Annotated in this window: 12 protein-coding genes and 2 pseudogenes; 4 read left to right on the plus strand and 10 right to left on the minus strand. The window is 68.6% G+C overall.

Going from position 1 to position 13,375, the window contains the following annotated elements; all coding sequences use genetic code 11:
- The 9 genes from A5692_RS08270 to A5692_RS08310 all read right to left on the minus strand — a co-directional run.
- Positions 1 to 1,339, minus strand: a 1,339-nt coding sequence (locus A5692_RS08270) for a S8 family serine peptidase (RefSeq protein ID WP_156765982.1), incomplete at its 3' end; no start/stop codon positions are given.
- Positions 1,340 to 1,353: 14 nt separating this feature from the next.
- On the minus strand, positions 1,354 to 2,883 hold the full coding sequence (gene eccD, locus A5692_RS08275) for a type VII secretion integral membrane protein EccD (protein ID WP_082962465.1): 1,530 nt from the start codon (positions 2,881 to 2,883) through the stop codon (positions 1,354 to 1,356).
- A complete protein-coding gene (locus A5692_RS08280; protein ID WP_090419175.1) occupies positions 2,880 to 3,905 on the minus strand; it encodes a MinD/ParA family protein in 1,026 nt (341 codons plus the stop codon). Before A5692_RS08280 ends, eccD begins: the two co-directional genes overlap by 4 nt.
- A 130-nt stretch (positions 3,906 to 4,035) precedes the next feature.
- Entirely contained in the window at positions 4,036 to 4,866 is an 831-nt protein-coding gene (locus A5692_RS08285; RefSeq protein ID WP_068054536.1) for an ESX secretion-associated protein EspG, read from the minus strand.
- A gap of 86 nt (positions 4,867 to 4,952) precedes the next feature.
- Positions 4,953 to 5,240, minus strand: a complete 288-nt coding sequence (locus A5692_RS08290; protein WP_067920541.1) for a WXG100 family type VII secretion target — start codon at positions 5,238 to 5,240, stop codon at positions 4,953 to 4,955.
- 55 nt (positions 5,241 to 5,295) lie between these two features.
- Positions 5,296 to 5,610, minus strand: a complete 315-nt coding sequence (locus A5692_RS08295; protein ID WP_007166893.1) for a WXG100 family type VII secretion target — start codon at positions 5,608 to 5,610, stop codon at positions 5,296 to 5,298.
- 107 nt (positions 5,611 to 5,717) lie between these two features.
- Positions 5,718 to 6,905, minus strand: a complete 1,188-nt coding sequence (locus A5692_RS08300; protein ID WP_068054539.1) for a PPE family protein — start codon at positions 6,903 to 6,905, stop codon at positions 5,718 to 5,720.
- Positions 6,906 to 6,920: 15 nt separating this feature from the next.
- Complete coding sequence (locus A5692_RS08305) at positions 6,921 to 7,238, minus strand: PE domain-containing protein (RefSeq protein ID WP_068054564.1); 318 nt, start codon at positions 7,236 to 7,238, stop codon at positions 6,921 to 6,923.
- A gap of 339 nt (positions 7,239 to 7,577) precedes the next feature.
- Positions 7,578 to 8,906 (minus strand): HAMP domain-containing sensor histidine kinase, encoded by a 1,329-nt coding sequence (locus A5692_RS08310; RefSeq protein ID WP_068054542.1) that lies wholly within the window; start codon positions 8,904 to 8,906, stop codon positions 7,578 to 7,580.
- 227 nt (positions 8,907 to 9,133) lie between these two features.
- On the opposite strand from A5692_RS08310, the pseudogene A5692_RS08315 reads away from it, so the two are divergent.
- The 4 genes and pseudogenes from A5692_RS08315 (at position 9,134) to A5692_RS08330 (ending at position 13,222) form a co-directional block, all read left to right on the plus strand.
- Positions 9,134 to 9,768, plus strand: a pseudogene (locus tag A5692_RS08315) (TetR/AcrR family transcriptional regulator).
- Positions 9,769 to 9,772: 4 nt separating this feature from the next.
- A complete protein-coding gene (locus tag A5692_RS08320; protein ID WP_068054548.1) occupies positions 9,773 to 10,984 on the plus strand; it encodes an acyl-CoA dehydrogenase family protein in 1,212 nt (403 codons plus the stop codon).
- Between the two features lie 51 nt (positions 10,985 to 11,035).
- Positions 11,036 to 12,253: a GNAT family N-acetyltransferase gene (locus A5692_RS08325; RefSeq protein ID WP_068054551.1), complete on the plus strand. Its 1,218-nt coding sequence runs from the start codon at positions 11,036 to 11,038 to the stop codon at positions 12,251 to 12,253.
- Between the two features lie 21 nt (positions 12,254 to 12,274).
- Complete coding sequence (locus A5692_RS08330; RefSeq protein ID WP_068054555.1) at positions 12,275 to 13,222, plus strand: FAD-binding oxidoreductase; 948 nt, start codon at positions 12,275 to 12,277, stop codon at positions 13,220 to 13,222.
- Between the two features lie 12 nt (positions 13,223 to 13,234).
- Here A5692_RS08330 and A5692_RS28945 read toward each other — a convergent pair.
- Positions 13,235 to 13,375 (minus strand): annotated as a pseudogene (locus tag A5692_RS28945) (cytochrome P450); the annotation flags it as partial.

Genomic DNA, 13,375 nt, shown 5'->3' on the forward strand with positions numbered 1-13,375 from the left:
CCGGGTATTTCGCCCGCACCAGGGCCGCGACGCCGCTGACGTAGGCGGCCGAGAAGCTGGTGCCCCAGAACGGCATGTTCTTTTCGCCCGGCCTCGACGGCGGATAGGCGTTGACCGGTCCACCCCCCTGGGGTGAGAGCCCCATGATGTGGGTGCCCGGCGCCGCGACACCCACCCAAGGTCCCGACATGCTCTTGTCGAGCGCGGCGCCCGTGGCATCGACCGCACCGACCGACAGGACGTAGTCGGAAAACCAGGACGGCGACGAGACGACCTTGACCTGATGCCAGTCCCGGGGATCCGACGGATCCAGCGGGTCGTACATCGGGTTGTTGTTGCAGCCGGCTTCCCCGTCGTTTCCGGCCGCGGCCACGACCACCGCGTCCTTGACCGTAGCGGCGTACCACAGCGCCGCGCCGAGCGCGCGTTGGTCGGCCGGGGCCGAGGCCGGCAGGCACGCGGTCACCGAGATGTTGATCACTTTGGCACCCATGTTGGCCGCGTGGACCACTGCGCGGGCGACCGTGTTGAGCGTGCCGGCTTTGACCTTCTCGTCGGAATTGGGATCCCCCGGCGGGGGGTTGACGGGCTCAAAGGCCCTGGACGACTGGCGGATTGAGATGATGGTGGCGTTCGGCGCGACCCCGACCACCCCGTCGGGCGCTCCCGGCGGAAGCGGCGGCACTGCGGGTTCGTCCTCGGTCTGCGGATCCGCCGGCCCGTTCGAGGCGGCGGTGGCGCCCCCTCCCTCGGGAGGCGGGGGAGGCGGTGGTGGCGGCGGCGGAATCACCTGGGTGATGGTCACCGGCGGGGGCGGTGGCGGCGGCGCCACCGGCGGCGGCACCTCCACGGGCGGCGGTGGTGCCCCGATGGCCGGTGGCGGTCCGGCCGGCGGGGGGAAGGCAGGTGTCGAGGGCATCGGCCGTGGCATGGGCAGAACCCCTTGCGGGGCGGCGGCGATGATCGAGCCCACGATCGTGCCGTGCGCGTCGCAGTCGGAGAGGCCGTCCTCGCCCATGATGTAGTCGCCGCCGGGCACGGCGGGCAGCCGCGGGTTGGGCGAAATACCGGTGTCGATGACCGCCACCGGTACACCGTTGCCAGTGCTGTATTGCCATGCCTTGCTGATGTTGAGCAGGTTGAAGCCGGGGGCCAGCTGCGCGACGTCGGGGTTGCGCACGGTGATGGGCGTCGAGCAGCTGTTGGCGCGCCGCATCGGCTGGTCCGATCGGGGCGGTCCGTCCGGCGGCACCAATCCCGGATCCACCTGCGGGGGCGTGATCGCTTGTGCGGCAGGGACATTCGCCGAAAGCGCGACCAGGGTGACGGCGGCGGTCATCGCCGCTACCCGCTTCAGTGGCGAATCCACGTGAAGAGCCCTCCCAGGGCCGCCGCCGCCGGCAGCAAGACGATGAACGCCAAGACTTCCACCCACTCCACGGTCAACCGGATGAAGGGCCGGAACCGCACCGTGGGCACCAAAAGGGCCGCGGCCAGGCCGAGCGCGGCGAAGGCGGCGACGGCTATCGCGGGCCAAAGGAGGCCGTTCACAACCTCTTTCGGCTCGGCGAGAGCATATTTGACCACCCCTGCGCATACCGCGGCCGAGGCGCCGCAGGCGAGCGCGACGGCCTGATACTTCGCGGCGAATCCGCGGCCCTGAGTGATGAAGATGCCCACCACCAGGCCCGCCACCACCAGCGCCAGCCAGGCCCACGGACGTCCCGGCGCCAGCACTCCCCACACAGCGGCGGGCAGCACGATCGACACCCCGACGCACACCCCCACCTGGACCGCGTTGACCAGCCGGGCCGAGGCGGCGATCGCCGCGCCCCGCGCGGTGATGTCGGTCAACTCGTTGTCCTCGTCCTCGGACTCGTCCTCGCTGACCGGGGCGACCGTGTCGACGGGCATGCCCTCGCGGCGCGCGAACAGGTCACGCCCGGTGATCGATCCGAAGTGCGGCGGCCGCACGCGGGCCACCCACAACGCGACCAGCGGCGTCATCCTCACCAGGATCAGCAATCCCACCAGCACGCAGATGGCCAGCACCTGTGGCGAGGCCGGCCGGAACATCCGCACGACGCCAACCGCGGCGAGGATCCCGCACACCGTCACCACCGCCGTGACGACCGCCGTCTGCCACCGCTTGCGGGTGAGCACACCGATGGCGATGGCCCCCAGGATCACGATCACGAGTCCGATCACCGCGTGGGCCGCGCCGAGGGAGCCCGGCGGCGCGCAGGCGCCCGCGACGGCCAGCAACACGACCGCCAGCCAGCCGAATCCGCTGAACATGTCGCGCCGCTCCCGCCAGCCCCACCAGACGACGAACGTTGCGATCATCAGCAAGACCCCGACGGCTCCGGCCACCGCGGCCGGGACGGGGCTGTCGGTGAACGTCCGCGCGCGCAGCGTGAGGGCGACGACCACCGCGGCCGCCATCGCGATGATGGCGATGGCGGTGTGGGCGGCGGTCAGGGGCGTCACCGGGGCGAACATCCGGTCGCCGCCGTCGCGGCCCAGCCACTTGCCCATGGCGGCCAGACCGGTCGACAGCGACTCGTACTGCGGTTCGAAGGACTCGCCGGCGACCCGGGGCACCAGCACCAGGGTGTCGCCGTCCTGCACGCCCAGCTCGTCGAGGCTCTTGTTGATGTCGAGCCGGACCCCGTTGATCTTGTGGAGCTCGTAGCTGCCGGCCGGCAGCGTGATGCCTTCAAACCCTTTGCGCTTCAAGTCCGCGTCGAAGAGCTCGACCATTCCCTCGAAGAATCCCTCCACCGGAATTCCGGCGGGGAACACTTGCGAGCACAGATGCTTCTCGTAGGAAATATTGACCGCACAGCGCGCCGGGAAGGCGACCTTATGCGCTGATGTCACGGCGCCGTCCGCTCCGCATCCGGAATGTATTTGTCGGCCAAGCCGGCGGTAATTTCAAAAAGCCGCAACCGCGTCTTTTTCTTCAATTCATGAACCGTGTCGATGAGCCCACCTTTGGCCAGGTGCGGATCGAAAGGCATCTCTTCGACGGTCGCTCCGACTTTGCTGAACCGCTCGGTCAGGTATGCCAGCGCATCTTTGTCGGTGATCTGGTCGGTGTGGTTGATGATCACGGTGCTGCGCGAGACCAGCTCGTGGTAGCCCTGCGACCTCAGGTAGTCCACGGCCCGCAGCACCGGGCGCGACCGGTCCGCGGTGATGCCGGAGACGAACACCAAGGTGTCGGTGTTCTCCAAGACCGGCTTCATCACCTCGTGTTCCAGATCCGGCGAGGTGTCGACGATCATCACCGTGTGGGTTCGCCGCAGCCTCGACAAGACCCCGGAGAACATCGCCGGCACCAGCGGCCGGGGCTGGTCGGAGGTACGGTTTCCGGCCAGCACATCGAGGCCTATCGGGTTCTGTCCCAAGTGTTCACGGATGTCGGCGTAGCCCTGCACGTCGGTGTCGTTGATGATGGCGGTGTAGTCGCCCGGCGGCGACTCGTCGATTCGGTCGGCCAGCGTGCCGAAACCCGGGACCGCGTCGATCGCAATCACGTTCTGCGGCCGGCATTCTCGGAACACCCCACCGATGCAGGCGACCATCGTCGAAACGCCGACGCCGCCCTTGCCGGAGACCACCGTGATGACGTACTGCCGGCGGATGTGCCGCCGGATGCGGTTCTGCAAGTCCCGGTAGTGCCGCTCGCTGGGCGATTCTCCGGGGTTAATTTTTTTAAAAGAGATGACGTAGATGAATTTCCGCCAACCCGAGCCCGGAGGAATCTTTCGAGGCGCGGCCAGATCGGTAATGCGCATGGTGTCGGATACCGAATCCGGGAAGTTGCGGCCCCCTGACGGTTCCCCCCGTCTGAGCGCCCCTTCGTCCGACATATTCGGGTCATTCCAAGGGCTCGTCACGTCGCGATGCTAACACGCTTGGCGATACCGCGTTTACCGATCAACAAACCCCTTCAAGTGCGTAAGGGGTTGCTATTCCACGGCATTGGTTAACCGACTTATCTTGGGTCAGTTGAGAATCCGGCTCCGGTCAGACGACCCGGCGATACGAGTACCACTCCTCACCGGCGGGCAGGCGGCGGATGAGCCGCTGCACCGCGCCGCTGATGTCGCTGCGCGAACCGGGCGAGACGATCTGATAGCGCCGCTGCCCCGAGATCACGTTCTCCACGCAGACGCGGCCCGCCGGGGTGTCGATGATGGAGACGGTCGAATCGCCGACGGCGATGCGCGCCATCTCGTCCGGTCCCACCCCGGCCTGCAGCCCCACGATGGCCGCATGCGCGGAACGCGCGGGATCCGCCGCCATCGTGACGATCTGCAGCTGGTCGACGTCCAGGTTCTGACTGAGCAGAAACGTCCGCAGGCTGGCGGCGTCGCGCACCGAGGCGAGCAAGTGCTCGGTGTCCAAGGTGACCGGCTTGAGCGGCGCCACCTCGGCCACCCCGCACAACCGCTCGACCTGTCCGACCACCAGATCACTGGCCCCGTTTTCGTTGCTGGCGGTGCCGGCCGGGTAGAGGCGCACCAGGTCCTCGTGGCGTTCCAAAACCACCCACCAGGAAGCGAACCGGCAAATGGACGCGCGCGTGGCGTCGCGCCCGGGGACCGAGATGGTCACGAGGAGCGCCAAGTCGCGCCGCAACAGCACAGTGAGCCACTCGCGGATCATCGGGTCGACGTTGCCGGCGTCGTCGAGGGCGCCGGCGGCCTTCAGCTCGGCCACCACCGGATGGCGCAGCGCCCGCTCGGGCGTGTCGAGCCGCGGGAGTAGCGGCCGCAAGCCGAGTTCGGGGCAGGTCTGCTCGACCCCGGTGACCGCCTGCAGCACCCACAGTCCGTCGACCGTCGTTGTCAGCATGTCTCTCTCCTCGGTGGCTAGACATCAAAGGTGGGGCACACACGCTCGGGCGCGCCTGCCCCACCTTCACCGGCCCTCGGGCGGAGTCAGAACAAGCCGGCGATGTGCTGGTCGGTGCTCAGCGCGCCGTCGAGCACGTGCGACGTGGTCTGCCCGTGCTGGCGGATCGTGTCGATGAGGCCCTGCAGCCCCGAGAGCATCTGCGCCTGCGCCTCGAAGAAACCCGACGCACCGTGGCCGGCGAAGAATTCCTGCAACGCGTTGGTCCGGTTCGAGGTGTCATCGAAAATGCCCTGCAACTGGCCGGCGCGAGAAGCGACATCGCTGGCGAAGTCGGCCACGGCTCCGGGGTTGTAAGTAATTGGATCAGACATTGTTAACTTCCTTTCAGAAAACCGTTTGTGGAATTAGGAACGAGGTGGGCGGAAATCAGGATCCGCCGTGGCCGAACAGGGCGCTGAAAGCGTGCGACGAATCCGCCTCGTGACCCTCCATCAGGGCCGCCGCCTGCTTGAGGCCCTCCGCCAGCCTGGTGCCGCCGTTCAGCACCTTGTTCAGGTCGTTTTGGACCTCGATGGCCGTCGCGTGCGACGCGACCACCGCGTCACCGGACCAGGTCGACGGGTTCATCACGTTCTCCTGGTTGGCCACGTATCCCTGGCCGATCCCAATTGCGTGTTCCATGTTCGCCTGAATGGCGTTGGACGTATCGCGCAGCATTTGCGGTGTCACCTTGATTGTCACTGAATTCTCCTTCTCCGGTTGGCCGCCCCCCGTAAAATGCCTGGGGCATGGAGCGAAGTGTATGGCGGCTATTTATACCTGTCGATTCACCCTTGGCCGGGCCGGCTTCACACTCTGGTGTCCACTACCCGCACGGTCGCGGGCTGTTCGGATTTGTCTCGAGATCCGCGTTCTCCTCCCGCCCCATGCCCCACCGGCATGCCGCCCATCGGTGTGCCACCGCCGACCGTCGTGGTCTGCGGACGCATGGCCTCGGCGCCCAGCGCCCCGCTCGGCCGCAACCCGACCGGCCGTCCGCTGCCGGCCGGTTCGAAAGCACTGACGGGACGGGTGAAACTGGTCGCGGGCATGCCCGCGCTGCCCAGGGAGGCTGCCCCGCCGCCGCCTGATGCGCCGACGGCCGACACCTCCGTCGCCGAGACCGCCGAGACGCCCGGCGCCGCCCCAGCCATGGCGCCCGGATTGGCGAACATGCCCATCATCGATTGCAGCGGCTGCATCATCTGCATCGGCGCCTGCATCATCTGCATGGGCGCCTGCATCGCCTGGGGGACGGCCCCCATCATCGACTGCACCGGCTCCATGAACGAGCCGGCCTGACTCATGAAGTCCTGGCCGCCCGATGCCGCCTGACCGGCGCTCGAGGTGCCCTGCTGCGCCCCCTGCAGGGCCGAGCGCATGCCATCACCGGCCCCGACCTGGGCGGCCGCCTCGCCCACCGCGGCGGCCGCCTGTGCCGGTGCCGCCGGCGACGCGCCCATGGTCGCCACGGGTGGCGCAATCGCGAGGCTTTCGCTCAGCGACGTCAGGATGGCCCCGTAGCTCGCCCCGACGGCGGAGTTGTTGGGCCACATCACCCCGAAATACTGGACATCAAGCGACACGATTCGGGGGGTCAGGGCCCCCAGCACCAGGGGGTTGATCCCGTTGTCGACTCCCCACTCATCGCGATTGGCGATGCATTCGGGAGCGGGGCGCATCGTGCCGTATGCCATTTGGTACGCGGAGACCGCGGTGGCAACGACCGGTGCCTTCATGTCGACCCAGCCGGCCAGCCCGTGCAGCGACGCGTTGAGCATCGTGACGTTGGCCGCCGACGCCGCCGAGCCGGCACCCAGCCAGCTGGCTGATGTCGTAGCCGTGTTGACCGCAGACGCGATACCTGAGGCGTGGTGGGTGGCTGCCAGAGCCATCCAGGCGGCCTCGTTGGCCAGGTGAGTGACCACCCCGGCGCCGCCCTTGAGCAGTAGATCGTTTTCCTCAGGTGTACGCGCAGCCCACCCCGGATCGGCCATGCGTACCTTCCCCTTTTAGAGGCTGGTGGCCGCGGTTGTCAGCAGGGCCGCCTGGCGAGCGGTTTCCGTCGCGACGGTCGTGCCCGAGGCCAGCCCCTGCGCCCCGGCGAACAGCCCACGCTGCGCCGCGTGCTCGGACACCACACCCAAATAGCTGGCGCCGCAAGCGTTCAGCGCCGCCGCGAACATCGCCGAGTCCGGATCGCTGCCCATCGGCATCGCCCCCAGCAGGGCCGGCGCCGCCGCCGACGCCGCCGATTCCGTTTCGGCGCTGATGGCCGACTCCGCGCTTGCCGATGCCAGAACCGCCTCTGGCTGCATCGACATCGTCATGATTTCCCTCCGATTGCTCAGCGTCATAAAGACGGGCTTGGCGCATCAGTCTAGTGCGATCCGACCGTTCGTGTTATTCACTCGATCCTCCCGGGCTGCCGACCGGAAATTCCGCGTTTGTTCTGGTCGGCGGTATTCCCGTTACAAGTCATCCGTCAAACAACCTCGTATGCCACTGCAGACACTGTGGTCACCTGCTCATGCGAATACATCGCAGTTATGGCGGACGTAAACCGCGGTCGAACAACGGATCGACGCCGCGCCTGTTGTTGCCGACTCGGGCGGCGAATTGGGCGACCATTGCGCCCGATTTTCCGGTGCGTTAATAGCGGGCGAAAGCTACGCGGGGCCGCGGCCATCGCCGGCCAGGTTGAGCAGCAGCCGGGTGCCCCCCAGCGGGCTGGTCTGCAATGCCGCTGTGCCGCCGTGCAATTCGGCCTGCTGGGCGACCAACGCCAGCCCCAGCCCCGAGCCCGAGCGCGACGCCGTCGACCCGCGGGTGAAGCGCTCGAACACCGTGGCCCGCTCGGATTCCGGGACGCCGGTTCCGTCGTCGTCGATCGCGATCTGGACGCCCTCGCTGGAGCTGCTCACGGTGAGCTGGATCTTGCCCGCGTTGCCGTGCTTGACGGCGTTGGCAATGGCGTTGTCGATCACCAGCCGCAGCCCCGTGGGCAACCCGACCATCAGCACGGTCGGCGACGGCACCAGCGACACCTCCACGTCGGGATAGATCCGCAGCGCATCGTGCGCGGCACGGTCCAACAGCTCGGTGATGTCGAACGGGACGAAGTCGTCGACCGTGGTCAGCTCGCCCTGCGCCAGCCGCTCCAGCGCCGTCAGCGTCGCCTCGATGCGGCTCTGCGTGCGGATGACGTCGCCGATGACCTCCTCGCGCTGTTCCGGGGGCAGGTCCAGGGTGGACAACACCTCCAGGTTGGTGCGCATGGCCGTCAACGGGGTGCGCAGTTCGTGGGAGGCGACCGCGGCGAAGTCGCGGGCCGACTCGAGCGCGGCCTTGGTGCGCTGCTGTTCGTTACCGATACGCGCGAGCATGCCCTCGACGGCCTCGGCGATCTCCACGGCCTCGCGCACCCCGCGCACCTGGACCTCGTCGGGGCTGGACTGGGCGTTGATCGCGCGGGCCTGCTGCGCCAGCAGCAGGAACGGGTTCACCATGATCAGCGAGATCACCCAGCCGACGACCACCGTCCCCCCGATGACGCTGGCGCAGATCAGCAGCACCCGCAGGTGTAGCTCGTTGATCCGGTGCTGGGCCTCGGCCAACGGTGCGGCCAGTGCGATCGAGGCGGGTCCGGCGGAGAAGGTGCGGACCCGGTACTTCACCCCGTCGATGGTGGTGTTGGCGTACCCGTTGGGCAGCTTCGGCAGCACGATGTTGCTGGGCACCGAAACCGTCTGGTCGCCGATGCGAGCGGTGCGCACCAGGTTGCCGTCCGGCATGGGCTGGTCGGGGCTGGCGTGCTCCACGTTGTTGAGCAGTGAGTTGATGTCACCCAGGCTGCTGACCGAATCGAGCCGGCGGTCAAGCTGGCTGTACTGGTCGTTGGTGACACCCACCCACACCCAGGTGCCCAACAGGACGACGAGGGTGATGACCGACAGCGCGGCCACGACGACGATCGTGCGCAGCGACAACACCCGCATCGGCAGCTGTACGTGCGGTAACACGCGACTGTCACGCTCCTCTTGTGCGGTTCGTGGCACGGGGCCGGCGGCGCGCCGACTCCGCGACCACCACCCTCACACCGATACCGAGTCGCCGCGTCCTGGCGCCGTGGCGCTTCGCAGAGAATCTAGCGCTCGTCGTTGAACTCGTGTCCCGCCGACCGCGACAATTTGGCCGAGCAACGGTGAGTGAGTACTCTCTCACCATGCTCGCCTCCGGACGCGATCGGCTGCTGGCCGAGGCGCTCAAGCTCTTCGCCGAAAAGGGCTACGCGGCGACATCGGTGGCCGACATCCAGCGGGCATCGGGCCTCGCGCCCGGATCGGGAGCCCTGTACAAGCACTTCGGCTCCAAACGCGAACTGCTCGAGGCCGCCGTCGCCTACCGGATCGACAGCATCGTGGCGGCGCGCGAGCAATACGACGCCGGGCAGCCGGACAGCGTCGAACAGGCCGTGCGCACCGCCGGCCAGCTGATCTGGAGCAACCTCAAGCAGAGCGAGGACCTGCTCAAGGTCATGCTGCGGGAACCCGAGGAGCTTGGCGACCTGGACGAGAAGACCTGGCAGGTCATCACCGACAACGCCTACCAGCGGTTCGCCGACGAGCTCGCCGCGTCTAATCGCGCCGGCCGCACCCGTATCCCCGACCCGGAGGCGGCCGCCGCGGTCGCGATCGGGTCGTTGTCCTACGCCGCGACGCTGCAGGCGCTGACCGCCCGGCTGCCCGGCAACATCGACGAGGAGCGCTACTTCGAGGCATGGGTCAGCCAGACCGTCAGCGTCCTCGCCCAATACGGAACCCCGAAAACCCGTTGAACGACAAAACATCTCAGGAGTGAAGCCGTGACTTTCTCGCTGCAACTGACCGATGACGTGATCGAGGTGCGCGACTGGGTGCACAAGTTCGCCGCCGACGTCATCCGGCCCGCCGCGTCCGAATGGGACGAACGGGAGGAAACCCCGTGGCCGGTGATCCAGGAGGCCGCGAAGGTGGGCCTGTACTCCCCCGACTTCTTCGCGCAGCAGGCGGCCGAGCCCACGGGCCTGGGCATGCTGACCGCATTCGAGGAGATGTTCTGGGGCGATGCGGGCATCGCGCTGTCCATCATGGGCACCGGGCTGGCCGCAGCGGCCTTGGCGGGCAACGGAACTCCCGAACAGCTGGGTCGCTGGCTGCCCGAGATGTTCGGTACGGCGGACGAGCCGAAGCTGGGCGCGTTCTGCTCATCCGAGCCCGACGCCGGGTCCGACGTCGGCGCGATCCGTACCCGGGCGCGCTACGACGAGGCCACCGGGGAATGGGTGCTCAACGGCACCAAGACGTGGGCGACCAACGGCGGCATCGCCAACGTGCACATCGTCGTGGCGTCGGTCTACCCCGAGCTGGGAACCCGGGGGCAGGCCACGTTCGTCGTCCCGGCGGGTGTCAGCGGACTGGCGCAGGGCCAGAAGTTCAAGAAGCACGGGATTCGGGCGTCCCACACCGCGGAGGTGGTGCTGGACAACGTCCGCCTGCCCGAGGACCACATCCTGGGTGGTCGCGAGAAGTTCGAAGCGCGGATCGCCCGCGTCAAGTCGGGCGCGTCGGCGCGCAGTCAGGCGGCAATGAAGACCTTCGAGCGCACCCGCCCCACCGTCGGCGCTATGGCGGTCGGTGTCGCGCGGGCCGCCTACGAGTATGCACTCGACTATGCCTGCCAGCGTGAGCAATTCGGGCGCAAGATCGGCGAATTCCAGGCGGTGGCGTTCAAGCTGGCGGACATGAGAAGCCGCATCGACGCCGCCCGTCTGTTGGTGTGGAGGGCTGGATGGATGGCCCGCAACAACCAGTCCTTCGACGCGGCGGAGGGATCGATGGCCAAGCTGGTGGCCAGCGAGACGGCCGTCTACGTCACCGACGAGGCGATCCAGATCCTGGGCGGCAACGGCTACACCCGCGACTACCCCGTGGAGCGAATGCACCGCGACGCCAAGATCTTCACCATCTTCGAGGGGACCAGCGAGATCCAGCGCCTGGTGATCTCCCGGGCGTTGACCGGCTTGCAGATTCGTTAGCGGCCGCATCCCGCGGTCCACGCGCCCGCGGGCACCAGACATGATGGCCGGATGACCATCGAGATCCGGGTGCTCGACAGCGAGGAGGATCTGCTCGCCGCCGCCAACGTGTTCCGCGTCGCGATGATCGGCTTCCCGCCGCTGCCGGACCTGCCGCCCGGGCAGATCAGCAAACTGCTCGAGCCCGGCCGTACCGTCGGGGCGTTCGTGGGCGGCCAGCTCGTGGGCACCGCGGACGCCGTGACGAGCCGGATGACGCTTCCCGGCGGGGCGATGGTGGGCCACGCCGCCGTCACGCACATCGGGGTGCTGCCCTCGTTCACCCGGCGGGGCGTCGCCACCGAGCTGATCGGTCATCAGTTGCGCGACATCGCCGCCCGCGGTGAAGTGGTGGCGTCCCTGCGGGCATCGGAGGCGACGATCTACGGCCGGTACGGATACGGCGTGGCCAGCTCTTCGCAGACGGTGGAGGTGCACACCGCGCGTGCCGCGCTGCGCCGCGACGTCGGGCCCGGCGGTCCGGTGCGGTTGGTCGCCGCCGCGCAGGCCTGGGAGCTGCTGCCGGGCATCTATGCCCGGAATCGCCCGTCGCGTCCGGGAACGATCGACCGGCCGCGGCCGTGGTGGGAGAGCCTGCGGTTGCGGACCGAAAATAGCCCCGGTCCTACGTATTTCGTGGTGCACGGCGAGCCGGGATCCGAATCAGGCTTCGCCCGCTACCGTCCCGTCGACACCGATAGGTGGTTCGTGAGCGACCAGCGCACCATCGCGGTGGAGGATTTCTTCGCGCCCACCGCGGAAACCTATCTCGGATTGCTGCGGTTCCTGCTGGAGTTGGATCTCATTGACCGCGTGGTGTTTTGGATGTTGCCGATGGATGACCCGCTGCCGTGGCTGCTGGCCGACCGGCGGGCGGCGCGGGTCACCGCGGTACACGACGAAACCTGGCTGCGTGTCATCGACGCGGGGCGGGCGCTGGAGGCACGTCGCTACGGCGGCGACGGCGCCGTCACCGTTGCGGTCAATGACGCCGTGCTGCCACGGAATTCGGGCCGCTTCACGGTCACCGCGGACGGTGCCGAACCGACCGGGCGGCGAGCGAACCTCGAGGTCGACGTCGAGGGGCTGGCCGCCGTCCTGCTCGGCGGAACGACGTGGCGCGACCTTGCGATCGCCGGCCTGGCCCGGGCCGAGGACCCGTCGGCGATCGCCACAGCGGATCGGCTCTTCGCGGTGCCGGACGCGCCCCACGCCGGGTTCTTCTTCTAGTCCCGTGGGAATGCCGACCGGGTGATCGTGATCGTCGGCGCCGGGGTGTGCGGGCTGGCCGCCGCTTACGAGCTGGCACGGCGGGGGGAGCACGCAGTCGTGTTGGAGCGCGGCGTGCCGTTCGGCGAGCAGTCCGCGGGGCCAGCGCGCATCTTCCGGATCGCGCATCGACGCCCGGCGCTGTGCCAACTGGCGCTGGAAGCCCGGGCCGGCTGGCAGCGGTGGGAGTCCGAACTCGGCGCGGGCAGCCTGCTCGGCCCGGAGGGGTTCATCGCCGCCGGCGCCTGCGATGACGTCGCGGCGGCGATGGCGCAGGCCGGCGCGCCGTTTCGCTGGCTGGACGGCGCCGCCATCGCAGCCCGGATCCCGTTCGCCGCACCGCCCTGGCAGACCGGTGTGCTGGATCCGCTCGGCGGCAGCTTGGGCTCCCACCGCGCGTTGTCCGCGTTGGCGCGGCGGGCCGACGTCCGGCGCGGGGATGTCGTGTCGGTCGGCGACGATGGCGCGGTGAGTCTCGCGGACGGCGGCGTCCTGCGCGCCGAACGGGTGCTGCTCTGCGCGGGAGCGCGCACGCCGGCCCTTTTCGGCCCGCTCGGCGCCGAATTCGGCCCGCACACCCGTTTCGCCTACGCGGGCGCCGACGCGACCGGCGCGGCGTGCCTGTCGGCGCCTGAGGGCTACGGGCTGCCACTGGGCAGCACGCGGCGGTGGGCGTTCGGCCAGGAGGTACCGGACCCGGCGACGGTGCGCGCGTTGTTCCCGACCCTGCGTCCGGTGGGGCGGGTGGACTGTGTGACGGTCCGCGCTCCGTGGCTCGACGCGGGCGGTGACGGCTGGACCGTGGCGCGACGCGGCCGAGTCGTCGCGTTCGTCGGCAGCAACCTGATGAAGTTCGGCCCGGTGCTGGGCGAGCTGCTCACGCGGGCGGCGCTGGAAGACGAGCTGCCCGATGAGTTGACCGTTATCTGAGTGCGCCCGAATTCACTTCAGCGAGTAACGGATCGGCAGGTGCTTGAGGCCGCCGACGAAGGTCGTGGCCATCAGCTCGGGCGCGCCGGCCAGCTCGATCGACTTGATCCGCGGGACCAGCTCGGAGAAGAAGCTGTTGATCTCCATCCGGGC

Origin of the sequence: Mycobacterium sp. E342, assembly GCF_001667665.1 — a bacterium.
Classification (GTDB): Bacteria; Actinomycetota; Actinomycetes; order Mycobacteriales; family Mycobacteriaceae; genus Mycobacterium.